Raw genomic sequence first — 26,361 nt, forward strand, 5'->3', positions numbered from 1 at the left:
GACACCCGGACCACGGAAGTGACGCCCGCACCCCGATGACCGGTCCCGGGGAGGGCGGGGAAGGGAACTCCTAGGGTGCGGCAGGCTCCGCGCCGCCGCCCGCGCCGTCCCCCTCGTACGGGTCCTCCGCGTCGTCGCGGCGGACCTCGATGTGATCGGACGCCCGGTCGACCGCGACCCGGTGCTCCATGCCCAGCGCCTCCAGGAACTTCTGCGGCAGCTGCACCCGGCCCGTGCGGTCCAGCATCACGTACTCGCGCTCGCTGACCGACTCCGTCCCGTGCTCGTCGGTGACCGTCCGGCGCAGCACCTCGCTGCTGGTGCGGCCGTCGCGGATGGCCACCGTCCGGCGGACCTCGCCCGCCACCATCGGGTCGTGGGTCACGATGACCACCGTCGCCCCCAGCTCCCGGTTGACGGTGCGGAAGGCCTCGAAGACGGCGGCGCCGGTCTCCGAGTCCAGTTCGCCCGTCGGCTCGTCCGCGAGCAGCACCGCCGGCTCGTTGGCCATCCCCACGGCGATGGCCACGCGCTGCTGCTGCCCGCCGGAGAGCTCGCCCGGACGGCGGTCCGCGAGTGCGCCGATCTCCAGCGCCTCCAGCAGCTCGCCGACCCGCCCGGCCCGCCGGGCCGCCGCCCCGCCGCGCCTGCCGCCCTTCAACTGCATCGGCAGCGCGATGTTCTGAGCGACCGTCAGGAAGGGCATCAGGTTCTTCGCCGTCTGCTGCCAGACGAAGCCCACCGTCTCGCGGCGGTAGCGCAGCCGGTCCCGCGCGGACATCTCCAGCAGGTCGTAGCCGCCCACCGAAGCCGTGCCGGCCGTGGGCACGTCCAGGCCCGCCAGGATGTTCAGCAGGGTCGACTTGCCGCTTCCGGAGGCGCCCACCAGGGCCACCAGATCGCCCCGGGCCACGGTCAGTTCCAGCCCCTGCAGGGCCTGCACCTCGACCCCGGCCGAGGTGAAGATCCGCACGAGGCGGTCGCAGGCGATGGCGGTGCCCTCGGAGCGGGTCCGCGGCGCGGCGGCGGCCAGCGCCGCGTTCCGCAGCTCCTCGTAGGTGGGCGCTTCGCTGTTCAACGTGGGTCTCCCGCTCTCAACTCGGTGGTGATCTGGCGCCGGCCCGATATCGCCGCCTCGGCGACCACGGTCAGCACCAGCAGGGCGGCCAGGCCCAGCGACTGCGCGAGCACGGGCCACACGCTGAGCCGTACGCCCGTGGGCACGGCCGAGCCGACCAGCGTGGACAGGTCCACGGACGGACCCAGCAGGGCGACGGCCGCCGCCGCGACCAGGCCGCCGCCGAGCGCGGCCGCCAGGGTCTGCGGCAGGGACTCCGCCAGGATCAGCGCCACGCCCTGCCGGGGCCGCAGCCCCATGGTCCGCAACCGGGCGAGGAGGGCGGCCCGCTCGGGAGCGGCCCGTACCAGGTTCAGGAGTACGGCGAGCAGCGCGAAGGCCGCCACCCCGGCGAGGGAACCCCAGAACAGCCCGGTCGCCGAGGCCTGGAGGGGGTCGGCGGCGAGGGCCGCGGCCCCCGCGGAGCCGGTGCGCACCATGTACGCGTCGGCCTGGCCCTTCGGGACGGTGGAGCCGAGCAGCGCGCGCAGCGGGCCCTCCTCGACCGAGCCGAGGGCGAACCAGTGGGTGGCCTGCGCCGTCCGCGGCAGGCGGGCGGCCGTCGGCCCGGCGGGGAGCACCACCACGTTCGCGGCGGCGCCGGCCAGCGCGGGCGTGCCGTCGATCACGCCGACGCCCCGCACCGGCAGGGTCTTGTCGTCGCTGAAGCGCAGTTCCCGGACACCGCCGCCGGTGATCCGCGCGGCCAGGCCCTTGCCGAACAGCGCGGGCAGCGGGGCGTCGGCGCCGCCCCCGCCGACCAGCAGGCCCGGCTCGAACCGCCCCCGGCCCACGGCCCGGGACAGTTCCGCGTACGTGACCGGGTCCGCGACGACCACCGTGACCTGGGTGGAGCCCTGCTGGGTGTCGAGGAGGAACCCCCAGTTGTCGACCCAGGCCGGGACGGAGGTCCGTACGCCGGGCAGCCCGGCGGCCGCCTTGCCGAACCCCTCCGGGACCGTGCCCAGCGGCGGCGCGGCGACCTGGGCGTCACCGCCGATCGCGGCCCGCGCCACCTGGTGGCGCGAGATGTCCACGGAGGCCAGGACGGTGGCCCCGAAGCCGCCCGTGGTCACGGCCAGCAGCAGCGCGATCAACGGCAGCACCGACGGCCGGGATCCGCCGCCGCCACCGCGGGCCGCACGGGCCAGGCCCAGGAACCCGATCAGTCCCCGGCCGCGTCCCGCCGCGTGCGACAGGACCCGTACCAGCACGGGCAGCAGCCGGGCCAGCAGCAGGCCCCCGCACAGGGCCAGCAGCAGCGGGGCGGCGACCAGCAGCGGGTCCAGGCCCGCCCCGGCGGGGGCGACCCCGCGGCGGCCGACCTCCGCCACCGCGGCCGCGGTGGCGGCGAGCACCAGCAGCTCGGCCACCAGCCGCCGGCGCGGAGCCCGCCCGCCGCGCCCCGACAGCAGTACGAAGGCCCGTACGGGGAAGGCCAGCAGCGCGAGCAGGGTGACGGCCCCGGCCGCGATCAGGGCAGGTCCCGGCCGGGGGACCGGCAGCAGTACGAAGGCCAGGGCGGTGGCGAGGGCGGCGGCGGGCAGCACGGTGACCGCGCCCTCCGCGAGGAGCCTGCGGACGATCCCGCGGCGCGAGGCGCCCCGTGCGCGCAACAGCAGCAGTTCGGCCGTACGGCGGTCCGCGCCGAGCCCCGCCGCCAGGCACAGCACCACCAGGGCCTCCCCGGCCAGTCCGGCGGGGCCGAGGGCGGCGAGCGGAGCGGCGGCCTGCCGGCGGGCCTGCGCCTGGGCGAACAGCCGCGGCAGTTCGGAGGTGACCTGGAGCTGCGCGCGGCCGGTGCTCTCCCGCAGGCCCGCCGCGGTGGGCCCGGCCAGGTACGAGGCCACGGCGGCGGAGGTGCCGGGCAGCCGGTCGGCGCGGACCGCGCCGGTGTCCAGGGGCAGCCGCCAGAAGTCCTGTACGGTGCCGCCCCATTCGCCGAGGCGCTCGACGCCCTCGGCCCCCACCAGGGCGGTGACCCACCAGCGGGGCGTCAGACAGGCCGCGGTGGGGCAGGGCAGGCCGTCCCAGTACACGTCCGCGGGATCGTCGGCGGCGTAGAGCCCCACGATCTCCGCGAGAAAGGGGGTCCCCACGGCGGACTGGGTCTTCAGGACCGTGCCGATCCGGGCGTCCAGCGTCTCGGCCGCGCTCTTCGCCAGGGCGACGGGCACCGGGGCGCCCGCGGTCGCGCCGCCGGGCCAGCGGCCCTCCACGATCCTGGCGTGGGAGGCGACCCGGGGCAGGTGCAGGAGGCTCAGCTTGGTGGGCGGCGGGGGATCGCCCGGCATCATCTTCAGCTCGGTGTTGGCCAAGGGCTGCGGGGTGACCGTGACCGTGCCGTGGACCGGGCCGGTCGCCGCCAGGTCGATGCCGGTCCCCCCGCCGGTCCGCGCGCGCAGGTCGGCCAGGACGGAGTCCAGCGACTGCGGGGTCCGCGGGCCGGGGAGGGTGCGGGCGCTGGCGTACAGGCTGGTCGGGCCCGGGCCCTGCTGCTCCAGGTAGGAGCGCACCGCGTCATCGGCACCCCGGTCCAGGGCCCGGGGCAGGGCGGCCGCCAGCAGTACGGCGACGAACGCCAGCGCCGCGGCGAGTCCCGCGGCCAGGGGCATCGCCCGGAGCCGCGTCCATACCCAGGCCGCACCGGACGCACCCCGCGGGGCGCGGGCGGGGGTGGCGGCGGCGCGACGGGGGGTGGGCGGGGTGCTCCGGTCGGGGGGCGGGGTGCCTTCCGGGCCGGGGGGCGGGGTGGTCACATCTCCTCCACGTACCGCAGCCGCGCGGCTGCGCCTCGGTTGGTCCGCCCGCCCCGGCCGCCGAGCACCGCCGACAGCAGGGGCACCGCCGCGACCGCGAGGGCCAGCAGCAGTGTCTGGGTGGTCGGCAGGCCCACCACGACTCCGGGCACCGGCCGCCGCGCGGCCGGTGTCAGGACCGTCAGCGGCACCACCAGGTGGACGATCGCCGCGCCCAGGCCCGCGCCCACGGCCGTTCCGAGGCCCACCAGCAGGCAGCCCTCGGCGGCGGCCGTCCCGGCGAGCCGGGGCCGCGAGGCGCCCAGGGCCGAGAGGATCGCGTGCTCCCGGGCCCGTTCCCGCCCCGAGGCCGCCGCCGAGGCGGCGAAGCCGATCGCGGCGAGCACCGCGCACGCCACCGCCAGGGCCGCCAGCGCGGCCTGCGGGCCCGCGCTCAGCGGGTCCTGGAGCAGCGCGTCGGCCACCTCCTCGCGCAGCACCGCCTTCTGCGAGCCGGCGCCCGCGCGCAGGGCGGCGGCGGCCCGTGCCGGTGACGGGTCGCCCGGGGAGGCGGCGGGCAGCCACCATTCGCCGGCGGTGGGCAGGGGCTGCGCGTCCTCGGCGGCGAGCCGGCGCGCGGCGGCGTTCAGGTCGACGGCCAGGGCGGTGTCACCGGCCACGGGCAGCGACCCGACGGCGGCGGTGACGCGTACCTGCACGGTGGTGACGCCGAGCCGGACGGAGACGTGGTCGCCCACGGAGGCCCCCATGGCGGCGAGGAACCCGCGGGTGGCGACCCCGCGGAGCTCGGCGGGGGGCCCGCCCGGGCTCAGCGAGATCTGCACGGGCGTTCCGGGCCGGCCCCGGTAGTGCAGCCGCAGCAGGTCCGGTCCGGCGGGCCGCAGGTCGGCGGCCGGTTCCCCCTTGGACACCTCGGGGGTACGCAGGTTCCAGTCGGGCGCGGTGGCCGCCACGTGCACCCCCGGTCCGTCCGGGGTCCCGCTCACCGAGACGCGGCGCACGGAGAGGTCCCCGGCGACGTCGGCCAGGGTGCTGGAATCGAACCAGGCCGGCTCGGCCCCGTAGGACATCGCCATGCCCACGACGCTCAGCGGCCCGGCGGCGGACCCCAGCGGGGATCCGGTCAGCGGGTCGAGCTGGACGGAGACGGTGCCGTCGCCGTTCTCCGGGAGGGCGGCGGCCGGGGTCCGGTACGTGAGCCCGAACCGGTCGCGCAGCAGCAGTGCGAGGGACGGCCGGCCGCTCGTCGCGGGGGCGGCCGGAGCGGTCACGGTCACGTCGAGGTCGATGCGCCGCGGGGTCGCGGGCAGGTCGATCCCGTCGCCGCCCGCCGTGCGTCCGGCGGCGGTGGCCGGTGGCAGGGCCAGCGGGGCGAACAGTGCGGCCATCGGCCGTCCGTCGCGCAGATCGGCCCGCAGCGGCAGCCGGTCGGCGGTGCGCGAGTCCAGCGCGAGCAGCCGGCCGGGCTTGCGGCCCGGCAGGGCCACCTCGTCGTGGATCACGGGGACGATCCGGTCGCCGCCGGGCAGGGCCGCGTACCGGCCCGCGCGGCCCATCGGAGCCAGGTCGCCGCCGGTGATCCGCAGTCCGCCGGCGGCGGCGAAGTCGGCCTGGTCCCGCTGGGAGGCGGACCAGGCGGTGTGCTGGCCGAGGGCGAGCACCCCGCTGGACACGGCGAGCACCAGCAGCAGGACCGGCCCGGTGGCCCGCTGCGGCCGGCGGGCCAGCTGCCAGCCGACCAGCGCCGGACCGAGCCCGCGGCCCCGGGCGGCGATCCGCCCGCCGAGCCGGGCGGCGAAGGGCAGCAGCCGCAGGACGAGCAGGGTGCCCGCGCACAGCGCCAGCGTCGGGGCCGCCACCAGGACGGGGTCGACGCCGAGTACCCCGCCGCCGGCCGGGGCGTCCCCTTCGCCACCGCTGTACCGGGAGAGCTGCCGGTAGGCCAGGACGGCGAGGGCCACCAGTGCCAGGTCGGCGCCGGAGCGGGCGAAGCCGGAGACCACGGCCCTGCGGCGGCCGCCGCGCCGCAGGGCGGCGGCCGTGGCCCCGCGCAGCACGGCGGGCAGCGTGGTCAGCAGGACGCATAACAGCGCGCAGACCGCCGCGGCCGGCCACAGCAGCCAGGAGCCGCCCGCGTCCAACGGCACCCGCGCCAGAGGTCCGTAACGGCCCGTCAGGCCCAGTAGGAGCGGGGCCAGCAGCGGGGCGAGCACGGCCGCGGGCAGCGCGAGGAACAGCGACTCGGCGGTGGACAGCAGGCCCAGGCGGCGGCGGGAGGCGCCGCGCGCGGTCAGCAGGACCCGCTCGGGCTCCTGACGTTCCCTCAGCAGGTGGGCCACCAGCAGCAGGGCGGCCGACGCCAGCACGGAGAGCTGGAGCGCGCCGACGAGCAGGGTGGAGCGGGCGACCCGCTGGCCGGACTGCAGGTCCGCGATGAAGGAGGCCAGGCCGCCGCTCACCGTCAGCCCCGAGGGGCGCGTGGTCTCGGCCTCGGCGGCCCGGCCGCGCACGGCCTCGACCGCGGAGCGCGGCGTACCGGTGAAGTCGGGGGTCAGCAGGGTGGCGCGGCTGTTCTGCGGCAGGCCGCCCGCGGTGAAGGCCGAGTCGTCGACGAGGAGCGGGCCGTAGGTGGTGAAGCTGCCGACCTGCACCTCGCGTCCGCCGAGCGGGTCGAGCCGCCAGTACGGGGCGTCCGGCTCGGCGGCCCGGTAGACGCCCGTGACGAGCACGTCCAGCGGGGCGCCGCCCAGGCGGTCCTCCAGCCGGACCTCGGCCGGCAGCCGCTCGGGGGTCAGGCCGAGGCGGGTCAGGGCCGCCGTGGGCAGGGCCACCGGCAGCCTGCCGGGGTTCTGGCCGACCGCCTCGGGCCAGTGGCCGGCGAGGAGGCGTACGCGGTCCCGGGACAGGGCGGCGAGCAGGGTGAGGTCGGCGTCCTTGCCGGGGGCCCGTTCGCCGGGCAGCCCGTACGAGCGGCTGCGCGCCACGCTCTCGGAGCCGGTCGGCACGGAGCCGAAGACCCGGTCCGCGAAGGCCCGCACGGCCGCGTCGTCGGCGGGACGCTGGGGCAGGGCGTGTTCGCCGGTGAGCACCAGGGCGGTGCGCGCCCGCTCCGGTCCGGTCAGGGCCCGGCGCATGCCCGCGTCGCCGACGCTCCGGGTGAACGCCAGCAGGGCGGTCAGCGCGGTGGTGGTGATGAGCACGGTGAGCACTACGGCGACGGCGAGCGGCCAGCGCCCGCGCAGCCGGCGCATGACGAAGCCGAGCATGTGCCTGTTCCTCCCCCGTCCGGACTTGAGGCCCCGGATAGCGGACGATGCTGTCAGATCCGATCAAGTATCGGAAGGTACTTGCGTGATGGATGTGACAGATGAGCAAATTCGGACGTGAGGGCGGGAGAGTGTCGGAAGCGCTCTCCGGGGCAGCGCCGCCGCCCGCCGATCCGAGGGGGAGCCCACCATGACCCAGCAGCAGGTCAGTGCCACCGCCGTCACACCCATGGTGGTGGTGCGCGACCTCCGGCGGAGCTTCGGGAGCGGGGCCCGCACCGTACACGCCCTGCGTGGCGTCTCGTTCGAGGTGCGGCGGGGTGAACTCACCGCGCTCAAAGGCAAGTCGGGATCCGGCAAGACCACCCTCATGAACCTGGTCGGCGGGCTCGACACCCCCACGGGCGGCACCGTCGAACTCGACGGCACCGATCTGACGGGCCTGGACGAGAGCGGCCGGCTCGCCCTGCGCCGGGACCGGATCGGCTTCGTGTTCCAGTCCTTCGGCCTGATCCCGGTGCTCACCGCCGCGGAGAACGTCGGCGTCCCCATGCGGATGCGGGGGGTCCCCGCGAAGCAGCGCGAGGAGCGCGTGCGCACCCTGCTGGCCCTGGTCGGGCTGGCCGAACACGCCGGACAGCGCCCCGGGGAGCTGTCCGGCGGTCAGCAGCAGCGCGTCGCGGTGGCCCGCGCGCTGGCCAATGAGCCCGCCCTGATCATCGCGGACGAGCCCACCGGCCAGCTGGACTCCGAGACGGGCCGCTCGATCATGCGGCTGCTGCGCGCGGTGGTGCGCAGCGAGGGGATCACCGCCCTGGTCGCCACCCACGATCCGGAGCTGATGGAACTCGCCGACCGGGTGGTGGAGTTGCGCGACGGCAGGATCGCCGAGGCGGCCGGCTGAGGGGCTCCGGGCGGTACGGCCCGGGTGGCGGGGGGAGCCGCCGGGCCAGGAGGGCGGCCAGCAGCAGCGGGGCCAGGGTGAGGAGCGTGAAGGTCACGGGCCCACCCGCTCCCGGTCGGCGGGGCGCGGGCGGACACGGGCGTCGAGGTCCAGCAGGAGCCGCAGGGACCGTGAGGTGGCGGACGTCTTCCAGGAGCGTCCGCTCCGGGGCCAGGCGTCCAGTACGTCGAGCAGGGCCGAATCGCAGAAGGTGACGAGGGCGGCGTCGAGGACGAGGCGCCGGGCGCCTGCGGAGGCGCCTTGGGCGAAGAGGTCGCGCAGGGGGGCGCAGGTGAGGACGTCGAACTCCCCGGCGAGGCCGACGGCGAGGACGCCGTCGCGGAGCGTGGCCCGTATGCGGGGCACCGGGTCGGGCGGGGCGTCGGCAGGGCCGGCCGCGGGCAGTATCGGGGCGCTTATCGCGTTTATGGGACTGTTCATGCCCATCCCAACGGTGTGCGCCCCGGCGGGGAAGCGGCGCCCGGGCGCACTTCACCCGCGTGGGGCGCCCGGCTGACCCGTTCCGGCGATCTTCATCACCCACGCGGTCCCTGCGGCCGGCGGGGCCCCTCCGGCGGCGGGGCCCCGGTGTCCCGCCGGGTCCGCGGCCCCCTCCGCACGGGTCAGGGCGGCGGCGGGAGCCGGTGGGCGAGGCGTTCCTCCGGGGTCGGCGGATGGAGCACCCGGGCCGCCGACAGGCGCAGCAGGGGGGCGGGGTCCGGGTCCGCCGGGGTCCACAGCCGGACGGTCCGGTCGCGGGAGGCCGTCGCGAGGCGGGTGCCGTCGGGGGACCAGCACAGGCCGTTGACCCAGTCGGCGTGCAGCCCCACGACGACGGCCGGTGCCGTCGGCGCCGCGGGGTCCCACAGCCGGACCGTGCGGTCCCGGGACACGGAGGCCAGCCGGGTCCCGTCCGGGGACCAGGCGATGTCCTGGACCCGGTCCTCATGACCCGTCAGGACCACGGGCCGCCCGCAGCCCGCCGGGTCCCACAGCCGCAGCGTGCGGTCGCGGGAACCCGTGGCGAGGCGCCGCCCGTCCGGGGACCAGGCCACCTCCCACACCTGGTCGGCGTGGCCCTCCAGCGTCGCGAGCCGCTCGCCGGTGTCCGGGTCCCAGAGGATCACGCCGCGGTCCGTCCCGCAGGTCGCCAGCCGCGTCCCGTCCGGCGACCAGTCGGCCCCGGTGACCCAGTCCCGGTGTCCGCGCAGCACCCGCAGCGGGGCCCCGCCCGCCGCGTCCCAGACCCGTACGAGCCCGTCGCGCGCGGCCGTCGCCACCCGGGTCCCGTCGGGGGACCAGCAGAGCGCCGACACCTCGGCGCCGTGCCCGTCCAGTTCCACCGCCGACGGTCCGCCGTCGCGCGGCCACAGCGCCACCGTGCCGTCCCGGCGGCCCACCCCGAGCCGGGTGCCGTCGGGCGACCAGGCCAGGCCCGCGCACTGCCCGAGGGGCAGCACCTCGGGCGGTCCGAACCCCGGGGCCCGCCAGACCCGTACGGTCCCGTCCTCGGAGGCGCTCGCCAGCCGGGTGCCGTCCGGTGACCAGGACGTCTGCCACACCGACTCGGCGTGCCCGCGCAGCACCGTCGGCGGCGCCCCCGTGTCCCACACGGCCAGCGTCCCGTCGTGCGAGGCCGTGGCCAGGCGCCGGCCGTCCGGGGCCCAGGAGAGCGCGTACAGCGCCTCGCGGTGCCCGGTGAGCCAGAGCGCCGCCCCCTCGGGGCCCGTGTCCGGGCGCAGGTCCCAGACGCGCACGTTGCGGTGCTGGTCACCGGCGGCGAGCCGGTTGCCGTCGGGGGAGAAGGCCAGGCAGTTGATCCCGTCCATGCTCTCGAACGTGCGGACCGCCGCCCCCGTGGCCGCGTCCCGGAGCACCACCGTCCGGTCCGTCGAGCCGGAGGCCAGCAGGGTGCCGTCCGGGGACCAGCACAGCGCCGTGACCCGGCTCCGGTGGGCGGTCCCGGCCGGGACCGGGCCGCCGGGGCCCGCCGACGGCCAGATCCGTACGACCCCGTCCTCGCCCGCGGCCGCGAGCCGGCCGCCGTCGGGGGACCAGGCCGCGCTCCACACCATGCCCGGCGGCGCCGGCCGGGTGCCGGCGGGGGTCAGCGCGGCCGGGTCCCACAGCCGGAGCACCCCGTCACCGGCCGCCGTCACCAGCCGACGGCCGTCCGGGGAGAAGGCCAGGGCCCCGTGCCCGCCCCCGTCCCCGTCCGCCCCGTGCCGCGCGGTCGCCGAGCGCCGCCAGGACGCCGTCTCCCACGAGCTCAGCCGCGCCCCGCGGGTGACGCACACCAGCAGGGTCCCGTCGGGCGACCAGACCACCGCACGGGGCCGGTCGCCCGGCACGTCGAGCACCGCCGAAGGCTCCCCGGCCAGGGCCCCCACCCCGGCACCCGCGGCCGCCTCCCACACGCGCAGCCGTCCGTCCCCCGAACAGGCCGCGAGCCGCGTCCCGTCCGGCGACCAGGCCGCGCCCGTCACCGCCGCCCCGAAACCCCCGCGCACCGACCGCAGCAGCGAGCCGTCGAGCGCGGTCCGCAGCGCCTGGAGGGCGCCTGGGGTGGGCGCCCACTCGGTGACCGCCGCGCGGGCGATCCCGATCGCGGTCTCCGGCTCCCGGCTCTCCAGCACCCGGGCCGCCACCGCGTCCGCGGTTCCGGCCCGCGCCGCGCCGTCCGCACGGGCGCTGCGGTCCACGTACTCCACGACGAGCGGCGACACCTCCAGCCCGGACGGGGCGCCGGTCTGCCCTGCCAGCCAGGACCGCGCGTCCGCCAGCCGCTCCCCGGTCAGCAGGAAGGCCTCGCCCCGCCCCGCGAACTCCCATTCCTGCGCCCAGCGTTCCCACGCCCCCCGCTGCCGCAGCCGTTCGACATGGGCCTCGACGGCCGCGTGGAGCGGCGGCCACCGGCGCAACAGCGCCTCGTGGGCCAGGTCGAGGACCCCGGCGTCGGAGGTCAGCAGCCGGCCGGCGACGAACGCGTCGGCGATCTCCCGCTCGGCGGGCGCCAGTTCGGCCCGCGCGACCCGTCTGCGGACCGGCTCCCCGCCCCGTACGGTGACCAGCCGCAGCAGCGTCCCCACCACCGGGTCGTCGCCGTGCGGGGCGCCGGGGCCCAGGAGTTCGGCGCGGATCCGGTCGGCCTGCCCGACGAGCGCGCCCGCGACCCCGCCGACCTCCCGGTAGAGGGCGTGGCCGATCACCGACCCGGGTCCGCCCGCGCGCCGGTACAGCTCCTGGAGGGTGTAGGCGAGCAGCGGCAGCGCGTCGCCGCCGCCGCAGTCGTCGACGATCCGGGGGACCAGCCCCGCCTCGAACTCCACCCCGGCGGCGGCCCCCGGGCGGGCCACCACCTCGTGCAGCGCCTCCCGGGGCAGGGTGCCGATCACCACCGGATCCCGTACCAGGGAAGCCAGGTGGCCCTCCAGGAACCCGGTCAGGAAGTCCGAGCGCAGCGTGCCCACCAGCCACAGCCGCGGGTCCCGCTCCAGGACCTCCCGTACCGCCTCCGCGAAGGCCGTGCGCTCCCCGGCGCCCGACAGCGTCAGCAGCTCCTCCAGCTGGTCCACCACCAGCACCCTCGGCCGCCCGTCCCGCGGCCCGCCGTCCACGGCCGCGCGCAGCGCGCCGACCGGATCGGTGCCGGGGGTGATGGCCGGGTACGCGCTCCAGCGCGTGCGGCGTCCCGTCAGCGCGGGCAGCAGCCCCGCCCGGACCAGCGAGGACTTGCCGGAACCGGAGGGCCCGACGACCGTCACGCACCGGTGCGCCCGCGCGGGGGCCGCCGGGTGCAGCCGGGCGACCAGCTCGGCGGTCTCCCGCTCCCGGCCGAAGAACACGGCCGCGTCCTCTTCCCCGAAGGCCTCCAGCCCGGGGTACGGGGGCTGTCCGGCGGTCCACCGGGCGGCCGGCGCGGGCGGCCGGCGCTCCAGCCAGCGCAGCCACAACTGCCCGCCGACCAGGGCCAGCAGGCCGATCCCGACCAGGGGTATCGACCACTGGCGGAGCAGCCGCAGCGGGAGCGGGACCTCACCCTCCACGTTGGTCGCGTAGTTCGTCGCGATTCCCAGCAGGGCGCCCACCAGCATGAGCAGCACGTCGAGCACCAGTGCGAGAGGCCGTCGTTGCATGGGTCGAAAACCTACCCGGTGCGCGACGGCGCCGGGATCGGCCGACGGCCCCCCGCCGGGCGTTCGGCCTCAGGGCATCGACTCCCGGATCACCGCGGGCGGGAGGGCCGGGTGGGCCGCCGCGGCCTCCACCACCTGCCAGTCCGGGTCGTCCAGCAGGCGGGGCAACTCCCTTGCGGGCAGCGCCGGATGGGCGGCGGCATGTCGGCGGGCCTTGACGTCGCCCAGGCAGCCGAGCAGTGCGGGACCCGTGGCGTTCGGGTGCCGGGCCACCGCCCGCAGCACCCCCAGCACCGGCGGGTCGTGGCGGACCAGCTCCTCCAGCAGGGCGCCCGGGGCGTCCGGGTTGGCGGCGATCTGCGCGAGGACCTGCACGCCGTGCCGCGCCGCCATCGCGCGCAGCCGGTCCTCGCCCAGGCCCGGGTGGGCGGCGACGGCCTTGGCCACCTTCGCGTCCGGGTCGGCGGCGAGGGCCTCGCGTACCGCGGGAGGCAGATCGCGCCGCCGGGCCACGTGCGCCCGTACGCCCGCGTCGGCCGAGGCCGCCAGACCGTCGACCTCGGCCTGCGTGGCGGCGGCGATCCGGGGCAGCGGGTCACGTCCGGCCCGCGCCCGGCCGACCGGCCCGGCCAGCAGGTCAAGTGGCAGGCGGGGGTGGCGGATCAGGCGGGCCAGGACCTCCGGGTCCCGGACGCGGGCGAGTGCGCGGATCACCGCCTCGTCGGTCCCCGGATTGCCGGCGAGGGCCCACAGGACCCCGGGCACCGGGTCGCGGGCGAGTCCCGCGTACACCGCCGGGGGCAGACCGGCCCGCGCGGCCACGGGCTCGCGCAGCAGCATCGAGGGGTCGTGGGCGAACCGGGCCACGTCCTCGGCCGGGGTCGAGGGGTTCGCGAGGGCGGCCCGCCGCGTCTCCTCGACGGTGGACCGGTGGGAGCCGTCGCAGGCGGCGCCCCCGCGGAGGTAGGGGGCGTACCAGAGCAGCTCCGGGTCGCTCTCGCAGACGCGGCACTCGGCGGCCGGGGGCAGTCCCTCGCCGGTGAGCAGTGCGGAGAGCAGGGCCGGGGGCACCGCCTCGTTGAGCGCGGTCATCATGCGCACCTCGGCGTGGGGATGCGCGGCCAGCAGGGCCGCCGTGGCCGGGTCCGGGGTCCCGTACGCCGCGAGGTCCGTCACCACGTCGAGCCGGGAGTCGGCGGCCAGCAGGGCGGCCACCTCCGGAGGCAGGCCGGGACAGGAGGCGAGCTTCCCGCGCCGGCCGGGGTCCGGGTCCGTGACGAGGAGCGCGGGCCAGTGCGCGAGGCCCAGGCCCTCGTCGAGCAGGGCGAGGGCGGCGTCCGGCAGGGCCCGCGGGTCGATGTCCTCGGCGCGCAGCAGCCCCCGGCGGACCGGGCCGACGGCCAGGACCCCGCTGCGGGCGGCCAGGGTCAGGGCCTGCTCGCGGCTCAGGTCCGCACGGTCGGCGAGGGCGGAGTCCATCCAGCCGCCGTCCTCGGTGTCCTCCCCGGCGGCGAAGGCGACCAGCCGGGCGACGTACGCGGGCGGCAGCGCCGGATTGGCGGCGAGCCCCTGCACGACGTGCCCCCTCACGGCCCCACCTGCGCACCGGAGCCGCAGGCACCCACCGGTCCGGCGCCCGAGGCCGCGACCGCTTCGGTGCCCGAGGCCGCCGCCGCTTCGCGCAGGGCGTCCCGCAGGGCGGCGGCGTCCGGGTCGAGGGGCGCGCGGCGCGGGGTCGCCACACCGATGTGGCGGGCCGGGCGCGGGGAGGCGAGGGGCACCGCGGCCGATCCGGCGGCCGGGGCCAGCGCGACGCGGGGGATCAGGGAGACGCCGACCCCCGCCCCGACCAGGGCCTGCGCGAAGAAGTAGTCGGTGGTCGACGCGGCGACGCGGGGTTCGAACCCGGCGCGGTCCGCGTACCGGCGCAGGAAGGCCTCCGTCTTCAGGCAGCCGAGCACCCACCGGTCGTCGCCCAGTTCCGCGGGCTCCAGCACCTCCCGCCGCGCCAGCCGGTGGCCGGGCGGCAGGACCGCGTACAGCGGGTCCTCCATCAGCGGCAGCCAGGCCGGACCGGCCGTCCCGGCGCCGCCGGCCGGCAGCGGCCCGTCGAAGTGGTAGGCCAGCGCGAGGTCCGCCGCCCCGGACCGCACCATGGCCAGCGAGACCTCCGGTTCGGCCTCCACCACCGTCAGTTCGACCTCGGGACGCGCGGCCACGAAGGTGGCGAGCGCCCGCGGCAGCAGGTGCCGGCCGCCGCTGGTGAAGGTGGCCACCGTCAGGCGGGCCCGGTCGGCGGCCAGCCGCTCGATCCGCGACCGGACGAGGTCCAGCTCGGCGGTGACCGTCTCGGCCGTCTCCACCAGCAGCCGTCCGGCCTCGGTGAGCTCGACCCCGCGCGTGCTGCGCCGCGCCACCGGGTGGCCGAGACCGCGCTCCAGGGCGGCGATGTGCTGGGAGACGGCCGACGGGGTCAGCCGCAGGGCGGTCGCCGCGCGGTTGAAGCTCCCGTGCTCGGCCACGGCGCGCAGGATGCGCAGCCGGTGCACGTCGATCAACAGATTTCCTTCATACGGGTTCAGCACCTGATCAGTTCCGCCGGGGACAGTACCGCGGCGGAGCCGACCGCATGAAAGAGATTCTGGTCATCGGCGGCAGCCGGTACTTCGGCAGGCACCTGGTCACCCTGCTCCGCGACGAGGGCCACGCGGTCACCGTCCTCAACCGTGGCTCCGCCGCCCCGCCGCCCCGCCGCCCCGCCGCCCCGCCGCCCGGCGTGGCCCACCTGGCCGCCGAGCGCGGCGGAGGGCGGGCGGGAGGCTTCGCCGTTCGCGGGCGTACGCGCTGGACAACGGCCGCGCCACCCGCCTCGGCTTCTCCTTCGCCCACACCCGCGACTGGCTCCCCGGGGCGATCGAGGAGGCGATCGGGGAGGCGGTCGAGGAGGCGGTCGGGGAGGCGGTCGGGGAGGCGACCGCGCCGCCCGTGCCCGCCCCCTGACGCCGTCTCAGCGCTCGCCGCTCCCGGGATGCCGTTCCAGGGGTGTGGCTACCGCCGAGTTGCTCACACTGAAGGTGACGCTTCCGGCCCGGTAGCGGTCGTCCGACCACTCGATCGGGCGACCCGAGCGAGTGGCCGAAGTGTGCCGCTGGCGCAGCAGCGGACCTCCCCGCCGGATCTCCAGCAGCCGGGCGTCCTCGCTGCCCGCCGGGAGCGCGTCGATGAGGTGCTCCCCGTAGTGGGCCACGATCCCGGAGTCCGCCGCGAGGCTGTCCATCACCGAGCGGCAGTCCTGCGGCAGCGCCTCCACGGCCGCCGCGACCCAGTCCGCGTAGGCGGTCCGCTCCACCATCGTCGGCTCGCCGTCGAGCGACCGCAGCCGCAGCACCGCCAGGATCTCCGTACCGGGCGGCAGGGCGAGCCGCTCCGCCTCCTCGGCGGTGGCGGGCCGCCGGGTACGGGACAGGAAGCGGCTGCGCACCTCGTGGCCGACCCCTTCGGCCCATTGTGCGAAGCTGTTCAACTCGCCGAAGCTGTGGCGCCGTTCGTGGCGCAGGACGATCCGGCGCGCGCCCTGGCTGGAGCCGATGAGCCCCTCGGCGGCGAGCGTGGCGACGGCCTGGCGGACGGTTCCGCGCGAGACCGACCAGCGGGCGGCGAGGTCGCTCTCCGAGGGCAGCCGGCCCCCCACCGGGTGGGTGCCGGACAGGATCGCCCGGCGCAATTCGTCGGCGATCTCCAGATACCGGGCCGTTCCCATACGTTCCCCCTCGTCGCGGTGCTCTCCGACCTCACGGTCTTGATCATCATCGATGAGCATCGAGGTGGATCTGTCACGACTCCTTTCGGTCATTCTCGTCTCTTCGTCGAGCCGTGCTCCGCGGTCCAGCCGCCGTTCACCGTCCGTACAGCGGGCACGGGCGAACTGGAGCCAACTTGTTCAGACAAGTGATCTGACAAGTGCAGCCCCCTTCGTCTCCGGGAGAGACCGTGCTCAGTTCCACCGCCCGTCGTGGCGCGGCCGTACTGCTCAGCGCCGCCGTCCTGACCACGCTCAGTGCGTGCGGCGCAGCGCCCGACCCGCAGCAGCCCGGCGGCGCCGCCTCCGGCGACGCCAAGGGCAAGACCCAGCCGGGCGCCGCGACCTCGGCGGCCGACCTCGGCGGCATGGAGGCCCTCGTGGCCGCCGCCGAGAAGGAGGGCCAGCTCAACGTGATCGCCCTGCCGCCGGACTGGGCGAACTACGGCGAGATGATCAAGGCCTTCCAGGCGAAGTACCCCAAGATCAAGGTCGGCAGCGAGAACCCGGACGCCACCAGCGCCGACGAGATCGCCGCGGTCAAGTCCCGCAAGGGCCAGAAGCGCGCCCCCGACGTCCTCGACCTCGGCATCGCCTTCGCCCGCAGCGGCGCCGCCGAGAACATCTTCGCCTCCTACAAGGTCACCGCCTGGGACAAGATCCCCGGCTCCCAGAAGGACGCCGACGCCCGCTGGTACAACGACTACGGCGGCTACGTCTCCATCGGCTGCGACGCCGCGAAGATCCCCAACTGCCCGCAGACCTTCGCCGACCTCCTCAAGCCCGAGTACAAGGGCAAGGTCGCCCTCAACGGCAACCCGACCAAGTCCGGCTCCGCCTTCGGCGGCGTCTACGCGGCCGCCCTCGCCAACAAGGGCTCCTTCGCCGACATCCAGCCCGGCATCGACTTCTTCGGACAGCTGCGCAAGAGCGGCAACTTCATCCCCGTGGAGTCCACCCCGGCCACCGTCGAGAAGGGCGAAACCCCCATCTCGATCGACTGGGACTACCTGAACGCCGGCTACGCCGAGCAGTTCAAGGGCAAGGGCGTCGACTGGAAGGTCTCCGTCCCCTCCGACGGCGTCTACGCCCAGTACTACTCCCAGGCCATCAACAAGGACGCCCCCAACCCGGCGGCCGCCCGCCTGTGGATGGAGTTCCTCTACAGCGCCGAGGGCCAGAACATCTGGCTGAAGGGCCACGCCCGCCCCGTGCTGCTCCCCGTGATGGCCGCCGACGGCACCGCCGACAAGGACGCCGTCACCAAGCTCCCGCAGGTCCAGGGCACCCCGAACTTCCCGGCCTCCACCGAGCTCGACAAGGCCAAGGCCACCCTCGCCGAGAAGTGGGACAAGGCCCTCAGCTGATGTCCGCACCCACCCCCACCTCCCCCACGACGGGGACCGCCGGCGGCACCACCCTCCGCCGCCGGCGGCGCGGCCCGCGCACCTGGCTCGCCGCCCTCCCCCTCATCGCCTTCACCGGGCTCTGCTTCGGCCTGCCGCTCGGCGCCATCGCCTTCGGCGCCGTCACCCGCACCGACCCGGTCACCGGCGCCACCGGCCTCACCGGAGAGCACCTCGCCCGCTCCCTCCAGGGCCCCTACCTAGACTCCCTCGTCGGCAGCGTCGAGCTCTCCGCCCTGACCGCACTCCTCGGCGGAGTCCTCGGCGTCCTGATCGCCCAAGCCCTGGTCACCTCCCGCTCCACCGCCCTGCGCTCCGCGGCCCTGACCGCCTCGGGCGTCCTCGCCAACTTCGGCGGGGTGCCGCTCGCCTTCGCGTTCATCGCCACCGCCGGGATCTCCGGGGTCGTCACCCAGCTCGCGGACCTCACCGACCTCGGCTGGGACCTGTACTCCTTCACCGGCCTCGCCGTGGTCTACCTCTACTTCCTCACGCCCCTGATGGTCCTGGTGATCGTGCCCGCCCTGGACGGGCTCCGCCCGCAGTGGCGCGAGGCCGCCCAGAACAACGGGGCCACCGGACGGCAGTTCTGGCGCCACGTCGGCCTGCCCGTGCTGGCACCCTCCCTGCTCGGCGGGTTCGTCCTGCTCTTCGGCACCGCCTTCGCCGCGCACGCCACGGCCGCGGCCCTCGTCGGCGGCTCCGTGCCGCTGGTCACGCTGAAGATCGCCGACGCCCTCTCCGGCAACGTCCTCACCGGCCAGGAGAACGTGGCGCTCGCCCTGGGCCTCGACATGATCCTGATCGCCGGCCTGGTCATGGCGGTCTACCTGCCCCTCCAGCGACGGAGCGCCCGATGGCTGCGATGACCCCGACCGCCCCCCGGGCGGACAGCGCCGAAGCGGCCACCGGTGCCGCCCCCGCCCGGGCCCGCCGACCGCGGCCCCGCGTCTGGCGCGGAGCCGTGCTCGCCCTCGCGGGCGCCTACTTCCTGCTCCCGCTCGCCGCCTCCTTCGTCTTCACCGTGCACGTGCCCGGCCAGGGCCTCACCTTCGAGGCCTACACCGAACTGCTCGGCGCCGAGGGCTTCACGCGGAGCCTGTTCCTCTCGCTCGGCCTGGCCGCCGCCACCATCGCGCTGTCCCTGCTCCTGGCGGTGCCCGCACTGGTCGCCGTACGGATCGGCTCGCCCAGGCTGCGCCCCGTGGTGGAGGTGATGTGCATGCTGCCCCTGGTCGTGCCGCCCATCGCCCTGGTCACCGGTATCACCACGGTGCTGCGCTGGGGGCCCGAGTACCTCTCGCGGACCCCGCTGTACCAGACCTTCCTCGCCGTCCAGAACCCGGACTTCCCCGTCGTCCTGGTCCTCGCGTACACGGTGCTCGCACTGCCCTTCGTGTACCGCTCCCTCGACGCGGGCCTGCGCGCCGTCGACGTCCCCACCCTGGTCGAGGCCGCCCGCAGCTGCGGAGCGAGCTGGCCGCACGTGGTCCTGCGCGTCCTGCTGCCCAACCTGCGGGCCTCCCTCGCCGGAGCGGCCTTCCTCACCCTGGCCCTGGTCCTCGGCGAGTTCACCATCGCCTCGCTCCTCGGCTTCCAGCCCTTCGCCGTGTGGATCGTCTCCATCTCCGGCGCCCAGGCCCGGATGTCGGTGGCCGTCTCCATCCTCAGCCTCCTCATCACCTGGCTGCTGCTGCTCGTCCTCTCGCGGGCCGGCACGAACCCCACTACGGTCTCCGCCGAACCCGCCACCTCCCGCAAGGAGTCCTGACCCCCATGTCCACGACCCTCACCGCGCCACGGAAGCCGGCCGGCCCCGCCGCCCCGGCGGGCGCCCGCGTCGAATTCCGCGGCCTGCGCCGGGCGTTCGGCTCCACCGTCGCCCTGGACGGCCTCGACCTCACCGTCGAGCCCGGCGAACTCCTCGCCCTGCTCGGCCCCTCGGGCTGCGGCAAGACCACCGCGCTGCGCGTCCTCGCGGGTTTCGAGACGCCCGACGCCGGTGAGGTGCTCGTCGACGGCGAGGACATCACCCGGGTCCCGGCCAACCGCCGCGACGCGGGCATGGTCTTCCAGTCGTACAGCCTCTTCCCCAACCTCAGCGCCCGCGACAACGTGGCCTTCGGCCTGCGCGTGCGCAAGGTGCCCGCCGCGCAGCGCCGCGAACGCGCCGCCGAACTCCTCGACCTGGTGGGCCTGCCCGACCACGGCGACCGCTACCCGCACCAGATGTCCGGCGGCCAGCAGCAGCGCGTCGCCCTGGCCCGCGCCCTCGCCCTGCGCCCCCGCGTGCTCCTCCTGGACGAGCCGCTCTCCGCCCTGGACGCCAAGGTACGGGCCAACCTGCGCGAGGAGATCCGCCGCCTGCAGCTCGACCTCGGCATCACCACCGTGTTCGTCACCCACGACCAGGAGGAGGCCCTGTCCATGGCCGACCGGGTCGCCGTGCTGAACGCGGGCCGGCTGGAGCAGTGCGCCGCCCCCGCCGAGCTGTACGAACGCCCCGCGACCCCCTTCGTCGCCGAGTTCGTCGGCACCATGAACCGGCTCCCCGGCCGCCTCACCGACACCGGCCTCGTGGAGGTCGCCGGAACCCGGCTGCCCGTCGACGGCCCCGTCCCGGCCACCCCGGACGTGGAGGTGCTGGTCCGCCCCGAGAACCTCACCGTGACCGCCGACCCCGAGGGCGGCGCCACCGTCACGTCCGCCTCCTTCTTCGGCGCCGTCACCCGCCTCCACCTCGACCTCGCCGACGGCACCCGGGTCAAGGCCGACCTGCCGTCGCGCGACGCCGGGGACCTGGCCCCGGGCGCGCGGGCCGTCGTCGGACCGGCCGAACGGCCCGTGCTCGTCGTGGCGAGGACCGCGTGAACGCACCCGCCGCCGTGCTCTTCGACATGGACGGCACCCTCGTCGACACCGAGGTGCTGTGGTGGGAGACCACCGAGCGGACCGCCGAGCGGCTCGGACACCGCCTCGGCCCCGCCGACGCCCCCGAGGTCGTCGGCCGCGCCGTCCCGGACACCGCCGCCCACCTCGTACGGGTGGCGGGGCGCGGGGAGCCGGCCGAGGTGGCCGCCGAACTCACCGAGGGCTTCTTCCGCCGCGTCTGCGCCGGGGCGCCCCTGCGCCCCGGCGCCCAGCGGCTGCTGACCGCCCTGGAGGCCGAGGGGATCCCCTTCGCGCTGGTGAGCGCCTCGCCGCGGGTGGTCGTGGACCAGGTGGTCGGGGGCGCGCTCGCCCACGTCCCGTTCGCCTTCACGCTCTCCGCCGACGACACCGTACGGACCAAGCCGCACCCCGAGCCCTACCGCGCCGCCGCCGCCCGCCTGGGCCTCGCGCCCGAGCGCTGCGTGGCCGTGGAGGACTCCCCGGACGGCGCTGCCTCCGCCGAGGCCGCGGGCTGCGCGCTGCTGGTGGTGCCCTCGCTGCTGGACGTACCGCGCTCGGCCGCGCGCACCTTCGCCGCCTCCCTGGAGGAGGTCACCCCCGAGCTCCTGCGCGCCATGACCGGCGCCGGGCCCGCGGCTCAGGCCGACAGGACGAGCAGCTCCAGGATGCCCTCGGCGTAGGCCCCGGAGACCGACCCCGGTCCGGTCTCCAGCACGCCGACCAGCAGCGGCAGGCCGGTCCGTACGTGGGCCGCGACCTGCCCGTACAGGCCCGCCCCGTAACCGTCCCCGTCGTCCTCGGCGCTCAGCAGGGACAGCAGGGTCCACAGCAACGCCTCGCGGGTCGTCAGCCGGGGCGGGCCGGCCGACCACACGGCCATCAGCACCGCACAGGCGGCCGGCGCCGGGGGCCACAGCCGGGTCCCGGTGAACACGTGCCCCTGCAACGCGTGGTACGCCGCCGGATGTCCCTCGGCCGCGTCCCACAGGGCGTCCTCCAGGTGCTCCGCCGAGCGGCCGCAGCCGCAGGTGACGGACGCCCAGTCCTGCCGTGCGAGCTCGGCCCGCACACCGTCCGGCACCAGCGGGCTGCTGCGCGGCTTGTCCTTCCCTCTCATGAGGCTCCTTTCACGAGGCCCCAGTATGGGAGGGAGCGGGGACCGGGTCGAGCGGGGCCGCCGCCGCTCCCGCCCGCATGGCAGTCTGGGGCCCGTGAACGAGGCACCGCAGGCAGCAGACGCACCCCGGGAACCGCAGGAACCGCGGACGCCCCGCCGGACCTCCGGCCGGACGCCCCTCTACCTGGAGGTCGCCGAGGACCTGCGCGGGGCCATCACCGCCGGTGCGTACGGATCCGGGGCCCGGCTCCCCGCCGAGGACGAACTCGCCCGCCGCTACGCCGTCTCCCGGGGCACCGTACGCCAGGCCCTCGCCGCACTGCGCACCGACGGGCTGATCACCTCCCGGCGCGGCATCCGCCGCGTGGTGCTCGGCGGGCCGGGGGAGGAGAACGCCGCCACCGAGCTGCGGAGCTTCACCCGCTGGGCGCGCTCGCTGGGGCAGGAGCCGGGCGGCCGGACCGTGTCCGTGGACCCGGGCACGGCGGACGGGGAGGAGGCGGAGCAGCTGCGGATCGCCGCGGGCGACCCGGTGTACCGGGTGCTGCGGCTGCGCACCCTGGCGGGGGAGCCGGTGATGGTGGAGCGGACGACCTACCCCCGGGCGGTCGGCGCCCTGGTGGCGGGGATGCCGCCGGACACCGTCTCGTACTCGGAGCAGCTCGCCCGGCACGGGGTCCTGTTCACCGACGCCCACCACACCATCGACATCGCGCCCGCCGACGCCGACGACGCGCGGCTGCTGGGCTGCCGGGCCGGTGAGGCGCTGCTGCGGGAGCGGCGGCGCTCCACCGACCCGGCCGGCACCCCGGTCGAGTGGTCGCAGGACCGGTACCTGCCCGGGACGGTGGCCTTCACGGCGCATTCGACGGCGGCCAGCGCCCTGGGGCGCCGGCTGCGGCCCTGAGCCCGCCCTCAGCCCCGGGTGAGCAGCAGCCCCGCCAGCAGCGGCCGGAAGTGCGCGAAGTCCGGGGTCACCCCCTGCGGGTCCTTGGCCTGCTCGTCCCACCGGCGCACGGCGACCGCGTCGGCGGCCCCGGGCAGTGCCTCGAAGGCCCGGGCCTGCCGCGGGGTCATCGGCCCGCCCTGTACGCGCAGGGTGTGCACCGAGGCCTCGGAGAGCAGGCCGAGGTATCTGGGCTCGGCCGTGCACAGGTACCGCTTGGCGGCCACGTGCAGCCGGACCGGCTCGGTCACCTCCGGCCCGAACCAGCGGGCCAGCCAGTCGGCCCCGGTGTGGCTGTGCCGGTTGTCCAGGCCCTCCTCCATCAGGTCGCGGCCGGTCACCGTCCCGTGGAAGTGGCCGATGTCGTGCAGCAGCGCGGCCGCCACCAAGTGGGCGGGGGCCCCGGCCGCCTCGGCGAGGGCGCCGGCCTGGAGCATGTGCTCGGCCTGGGTGACCTCCTCCCCGAAGTACTCGGCGGCGCCCTCGCCCGCGAAGAGCGCGGCGAGCAGAGCGAGCGGATCCCCGTCCGGGGTGGGGGACGCGGCGTTCACGCGGCGGCTCCTTCACGGCGCAGCACGGCCAGGGTGGAACCCAGCCCGTCGAGGTCGGCGTACGCCCCCTGGAGGTGCCGGCGGCCGCTTTCGGCGAAGGCCGTACGGGCGTGCAGCAGGCGGGTGTTGTCGAAGACGAGGCAGTCCCCGGGTGTGAGGCGGAAGTCCAGGCGCAGTCCGGGGCGCAGCAGCAGCTCGCCGAAGAGCCGGTAGGCGGCGTAGAACTCCTCCAGGACCCGGGCGCTGCCGTGGAGGGTGCCCAGGGAACGGTTGTTGTACCGGATCTCGCGGATCCGCCCGAGCGGGTCCACGTCGATCAGGGGCCGCTGCGCGCGCAGTTCGGTGCGGGCGTCGCCGAAGGCGAACTCCACCGGCACCCGGGTCAGCACGTCGAAGGCCTGCGGAGCCTCCCGGCGCAGCAGCGCGGCCGCGTGGAAGCCGTCCACCAGCCCGGAGTCCCCGCCGGACGCCTCGTTGCGCAGGCAGTGCAGCAGTTGCACCGTCGGCACCGGGTCCCGGTAGGGGTTGTCGGTGTGCGGGTCGATCGGCGCCCCGGTGAAGGCCAGGTTGTTCGGGTCGGCCTCGACGCGGACCTCGAAGAGCTCGCCGTAGTTCGTCCGGCGCACGAAACCGAAGGTCTCCGCGACGTCGAGCACCATCCGGTCCCGGCGGGGCACGTCCCTCAGCAGGACGAAGCCCAGCCGCCGTACGCTCTCCAGCGCCCCGATCCGTACCGCACGGTCGCCGGTCTAGGCGTCCCACGAGGCCCCGGGCAGGCGTCCGGTGAGGTCGGCGGCGGCCCACAGCTCCTTGTCGTCCTCGGTCCGGCCGTCGCCGCGGGGCCGGTGCGGGCCGCCGGGGCAGTGGGCGGCGAGCCAGGCGGCCGGGTAGCGCGAGCGGTGTCCGTCGGGCTCCCACACCACCTCCCACACCGGCCCGTCGTCGCCCGGCAGCTCGCGCGCGGAGCCGACGGCGGGCCGGTCCGGCAGATCGGTGATCCGCAACAGCTTCTGACCGGTGCGCGGGTCGCGGCAGTCGCCGCAGGGGCAGTTGTCGCGCAGCCAGGGCGCGGGCGACTCGCTGATCGCCGTCGAGGACATCGGGGCTCCTGTGTGGTCGAAAGTTGTATGTACAACTCCGGGTGGCTGTCGGGCATGCTGGCAGCCCCCGATGACCGAGAGGTGGCGCCGAGGTGGCCGGAAAGGACCGGAACCGGACCGCGAGCAGCTTCGTCTGAGACCCGTGTGGATGAAGCGAAGAATCCCGGCCCTGCTGCTCGCCCTGCTCACCGTCCTGGCGGGATCCCTGATCAGCCCCGCCTGGGCCTGCGGCTGCGGGGCGATGGTCCCCGACGAGGCGTCCCGGATCGGGGTGGACCGGGAGGCCTCGGTGGTGCGCTGGGACGGCCGCAGCGAGGAGATCGTGATGCGGTTCACCGTCGGCGGTGACGCCCGCCGCGCCGCCTGGATCATGCCGGTCCCCGGCCGGGCCACCGTGGGCCTCGGCGACGCCGGGCTCTTCCCCGCGCTCACCGAACTCACCCGGCCCGTGCACCGCACCCGAACGTACTTCTGGCCGCGCGACACCGACTGGCCCTTCGCCGACGACCGGGACCGCCTCGTCGGCGCCGCCCCGCCCGGCGCCGCCCCCTCGGTCGGTGTGGTCGGCCGCGAGCGGCTCGGCGACTTCGACGTCGCCCGGCTCACCGCCACCGACCCGGACGCCCTGCGCACCTGGCTGGAGAGCAACGGGTTCAAGCTGCCAGACCGGCTCGCGGCGGAACTGAAGCCGTACGTCGACCAGAAGTGGGAGTACGTGGCCGTCCGCCTCGCCCCCCGCGACCAGGGTCGGCCCCTGAGCGGCGAACTGGACCCGCTGCGGATCCGCTTCGACAGCACCCGCCTCGTCTACCCGATGCGGCTGTCCCGGCTGGCCCGCACCCCGCAGTCCCTCGGCCTGTTCGTACTGGCCGGCCACCGGATGGAGCCCGCCTCCGCGATCGGCGGGGCCGCCCCGGAGGTGACCTTCGCCGGACGGATCACCCCGACGGGCCCGCTGGCCGCGCTCACGGGCGGGAAACCGGTGTTCCTGACCGCGATCGACCAGAGGTTCCCGGACCCGTCCCGCATCGACGGGGACCACGAACTGCGCGCCACCGCCGAGGACACCCCCTACCAGCGGGCCGTCTACCGCTACGAGGTCCTCACCGTGGGCGGCGTCCCGGTCTGGCTGCTCACGGTGGCCGGCGCCCTCCTGACGGTGGCCGCGGGCACGGCGCTCCTGATCCGGCACCGCCACCGCCACCGCCGCCGGGCCGGGTCCGCCTGACGCCCGCGGGGCTCACTGCTGCGGCAGGATCACCGTCACCCCGGACCCGGGCGCCGAGCCCATCGCGGCGAGCGCGGCCGGGGCGCCGGACAGCGGGAGGGAGCGGGTCACCAGCAGGTCCGGGCGCAGCGCCCCCGAGCGGACCAGTTCCAGCATCGGCGGATAGGCGTGGGCGGCCATCCCGTGACTTCCCAGCAGCTCCAGCTCCCAGCCGATGACCCGGTCCATCGGCAGCGCCGCCGGGCCGGACTCCGCCGGGAGCAGCCCGACCTGGACGTGCCGCCCGCGCCGGCGCAGCCCGGCCACCGACGCGGAGGCCGTGGCGGGGGAGCCGAGGGCGTCCAGCGAGAGGTGCGCGCCGCCGCCGGTGAGCTCCCGTACCTCCCCGGCCGCGCCCCCGGGCCCGGCGGCCCGGGGGTCGAGGGCGTGGGCGGCGCCGAAGGAGAGGGCCAGTTCCCGCGCGGCGGGGGCGGTGTCGACGGCGACGACCCGGGCGCCGGCGGCCGCCGCGATCATCACGGCGGACAGCCCGACCCCGCCGCAGCCGTGGACGGCGACCCATTCGCCCGCCGCCACCCGGCCCCGCGCGACCACCGCCCGGAACGCGGTGGCGAACCGGCAGCCCAGGGCGGCGGCCGTGGCGTACGAGAGTTCCGCGGGCACCGCCACCAGGTTCACGTCGGCGTGGTCCAGGGCCACGTACTCCGCGAAGGAACCCCAGTGCGTGAACCCGGGCTGCGTCTGGCGGGCGCACACCTGGTGCTCGCCGGCCGCGCAGTCGGCGCAGGTGCCGCAGGCGCACACGAAGGGGACGGTCACCCGGTCGCCGGGCCGCCAGGCGGACACCCCGGAGCCCACCGCCTCGACGACCCCGGCCAGTTCGTGCCCGGGGACGTGCGGGAGGGTGATGCCGGGGTCGTGGCCCATCCAGCCGTGCCAGTCGCTGCGGCACAGTCCCGTCGCCTCGACGCGCACCACGACCCCGCCCGGCGCCGGGGCCGGATCCGGTACCTCCCGGACCTCGGCCGGTTCCCCGTACCGTTCGAACACCACCGCGCGCATGGGACGTCCTTCCGTAGACCGGCCCTCACGCTACGCCCG

At 76.5% G+C, this 26,361-nt stretch carries 21 protein-coding genes; 8 read left to right on the forward strand and 13 right to left on the reverse strand.

Going from position 1 to position 26,361, the window contains the following annotated elements; genetic code table 11:
- Positions 1-70 precede the first annotated feature (70 nt).
- Genes SLAV_RS33280 through SLAV_RS33290 form a run of 3 tightly spaced genes read right to left on the reverse strand, consistent with a single transcriptional unit; the run spans position 71 to position 7,142 of the window.
- Positions 71-1,078, reverse strand: coding sequence for an ABC transporter ATP-binding protein (locus SLAV_RS33280; protein ID WP_051841031.1), 1,008 nt, complete (start codon positions 1,076-1,078; stop codon positions 71-73).
- Positions 1,075-3,876 carry a hypothetical protein gene (locus SLAV_RS33285; RefSeq protein ID WP_100661117.1) on the reverse strand — a complete coding sequence of 934 codons (2,802 nt, stop codon included), beginning with the start codon at positions 3,874-3,876 and terminating at the stop codon, positions 1,075-1,077. Before SLAV_RS33285 ends, SLAV_RS33280 begins: the two co-directional genes overlap by 4 nt.
- Entirely contained in the window at positions 3,873-7,142 is a 3,270-nt protein-coding gene (locus SLAV_RS33290; RefSeq protein ID WP_051841165.1) for an FtsX-like permease family protein, read from the reverse strand. Before SLAV_RS33290 ends, SLAV_RS33285 begins: the two co-directional genes overlap by 4 nt.
- Before the next feature lie 190 nt (positions 7,143-7,332).
- Between SLAV_RS33290 and SLAV_RS33295 the strand changes: the two genes are divergently transcribed.
- Positions 7,333-8,046 (forward strand): ABC transporter ATP-binding protein, encoded by a 714-nt coding sequence (locus SLAV_RS33295; protein ID WP_030234230.1) that lies wholly within the window; start codon positions 7,333-7,335, stop codon positions 8,044-8,046.
- A gap of 93 nt (positions 8,047-8,139) precedes the next feature.
- On the opposite strand, the gene SLAV_RS33300 is transcribed toward SLAV_RS33295, so the two are convergent.
- The 5 genes from SLAV_RS33300 to SLAV_RS33325 form a co-directional block, all read right to left on the reverse strand.
- Positions 8,140-8,526: an STAS domain-containing protein gene (locus tag SLAV_RS33300; RefSeq protein WP_158740754.1), complete on the reverse strand. Its 387-nt coding sequence runs from the start codon at positions 8,524-8,526 to the stop codon at positions 8,140-8,142.
- 182 nt (positions 8,527-8,708) lie between these two features.
- On the reverse strand, positions 8,709-12,221 hold the full coding sequence (locus SLAV_RS43265) for an nSTAND1 domain-containing NTPase (protein ID WP_030234235.1): 3,513 nt from the start codon (positions 12,219-12,221) through the stop codon (positions 8,709-8,711).
- A 69-nt stretch (positions 12,222-12,290) separates the two neighbouring features.
- A complete protein-coding gene (locus SLAV_RS33310; RefSeq protein WP_030234238.1) occupies positions 12,291-13,811 on the reverse strand; it encodes a hypothetical protein in 1,521 nt (506 codons plus the stop codon).
- Entirely contained in the window at positions 13,808-14,779 is a 972-nt protein-coding gene (locus SLAV_RS33315) for a LysR family transcriptional regulator (RefSeq protein WP_078950469.1), read from the reverse strand. The genes SLAV_RS33310 and SLAV_RS33315 overlap by 4 nt, the downstream gene beginning before the upstream one ends.
- A 449-nt stretch (positions 14,780-15,228) precedes the next feature.
- On the reverse strand, positions 15,229-15,981 hold the full coding sequence (locus tag SLAV_RS33325; protein ID WP_030234242.1) for a GntR family transcriptional regulator: 753 nt from the start codon (positions 15,979-15,981) through the stop codon (positions 15,229-15,231).
- A 230-nt stretch (positions 15,982-16,211) separates the two neighbouring features.
- Here SLAV_RS33325 and SLAV_RS33330 point away from each other — a divergent pair, with 230 nt between their 5' ends.
- The 5 genes from SLAV_RS33330 to SLAV_RS33350 are packed head-to-tail and all read left to right on the forward strand — an operon-like array spanning position 16,212 to position 20,998.
- Entirely contained in the window at positions 16,212-17,387 is a 1,176-nt protein-coding gene (locus tag SLAV_RS33330) for an extracellular solute-binding protein (protein ID WP_030234244.1), read from the forward strand.
- On the forward strand, positions 17,387-18,295 hold the full coding sequence (locus SLAV_RS33335) for an ABC transporter permease (protein ID WP_030234247.1): 909 nt from the start codon (positions 17,387-17,389) through the stop codon (positions 18,293-18,295). Before SLAV_RS33330 ends, SLAV_RS33335 begins: the two co-directional genes overlap by 1 nt.
- Positions 18,283-19,197 carry an ABC transporter permease gene (locus SLAV_RS33340; protein WP_030234250.1) on the forward strand — a complete coding sequence of 305 codons (915 nt, stop codon included), beginning with the start codon at positions 18,283-18,285 and terminating at the stop codon, positions 19,195-19,197. The genes SLAV_RS33335 and SLAV_RS33340 overlap by 13 nt, the downstream gene beginning before the upstream one ends.
- Positions 19,198-19,202: 5 nt before the next feature.
- Positions 19,203-20,297: an ABC transporter ATP-binding protein gene (locus tag SLAV_RS33345; RefSeq protein WP_030234252.1), complete on the forward strand. Its 1,095-nt coding sequence runs from the start codon at positions 19,203-19,205 to the stop codon at positions 20,295-20,297.
- Positions 20,294-20,998 carry an HAD family hydrolase gene (locus SLAV_RS33350; protein ID WP_267884267.1) on the forward strand — a complete coding sequence of 235 codons (705 nt, stop codon included), beginning with the start codon at positions 20,294-20,296 and terminating at the stop codon, positions 20,996-20,998. The genes SLAV_RS33345 and SLAV_RS33350 overlap by 4 nt, the downstream gene beginning before the upstream one ends.
- Here SLAV_RS33350 and SLAV_RS33355 read toward each other — a convergent pair.
- Positions 20,956-21,435, reverse strand: coding sequence for a hypothetical protein (locus tag SLAV_RS33355; protein WP_030234258.1), 480 nt, complete (start codon positions 21,433-21,435; stop codon positions 20,956-20,958). The genes SLAV_RS33350 and SLAV_RS33355 overlap by 43 nt on opposite strands.
- A gap of 94 nt (positions 21,436-21,529) precedes the next feature.
- On the opposite strand from SLAV_RS33355, the gene SLAV_RS33360 reads away from it, so the two are divergent.
- Positions 21,530-22,342 carry a GntR family transcriptional regulator gene (locus tag SLAV_RS33360; protein ID WP_234333726.1) on the forward strand — a complete coding sequence of 271 codons (813 nt, stop codon included), beginning with the start codon at positions 21,530-21,532 and terminating at the stop codon, positions 22,340-22,342.
- Between the two features lie 8 nt (positions 22,343-22,350).
- Here the strand turns inward: SLAV_RS33360 and SLAV_RS33365 are convergent, their stop codons facing one another.
- The 3 genes from SLAV_RS33365 to SLAV_RS33375 all read right to left on the reverse strand — a co-directional run bounded on the left by SLAV_RS33365 (position 22,351) and on the right by SLAV_RS33375 (position 24,032).
- A complete protein-coding gene (locus SLAV_RS33365; RefSeq protein WP_051841166.1) occupies positions 22,351-22,932 on the reverse strand; it encodes a phosphonate degradation HD-domain oxygenase in 582 nt (193 codons plus the stop codon).
- Positions 22,929-23,609 (reverse strand): TauD/TfdA family dioxygenase, encoded by a 681-nt coding sequence (locus SLAV_RS33370; protein ID WP_051841167.1) that lies wholly within the window; start codon positions 23,607-23,609, stop codon positions 22,929-22,931. Before SLAV_RS33370 ends, SLAV_RS33365 begins: the two co-directional genes overlap by 4 nt.
- A gap of 72 nt (positions 23,610-23,681) precedes the next feature.
- Positions 23,682-24,032 (reverse strand): Fe(II)-2OG oxygenase family protein, encoded by a 351-nt coding sequence (locus SLAV_RS33375; RefSeq protein WP_051841168.1) that lies wholly within the window; start codon positions 24,030-24,032, stop codon positions 23,682-23,684.
- A gap of 148 nt (positions 24,033-24,180) precedes the next feature.
- Here SLAV_RS33375 and SLAV_RS33380 point away from each other — a divergent pair, with 148 nt between their 5' ends.
- On the forward strand, positions 24,181-25,260 hold the full coding sequence (locus tag SLAV_RS33380) for a DUF2330 domain-containing protein (protein ID WP_051841174.1): 1,080 nt from the start codon (positions 24,181-24,183) through the stop codon (positions 25,258-25,260).
- Between the two features lie 12 nt (positions 25,261-25,272).
- Here the strand turns inward: SLAV_RS33380 and SLAV_RS33385 are convergent, their stop codons facing one another.
- Positions 25,273-26,322: a zinc-dependent alcohol dehydrogenase family protein gene (locus SLAV_RS33385; protein ID WP_030234268.1), complete on the reverse strand. Its 1,050-nt coding sequence runs from the start codon at positions 26,320-26,322 to the stop codon at positions 25,273-25,275.
- Positions 26,323-26,361: the final 39 nt, after the last annotated feature.

The sequence above is a fragment of the Streptomyces lavendulae subsp. lavendulae genome, from assembly GCF_002803845.1.
Classification (GTDB): Bacteria; Actinomycetota; Actinomycetes; order Streptomycetales; family Streptomycetaceae; genus Streptomyces; species Streptomyces lavendulae.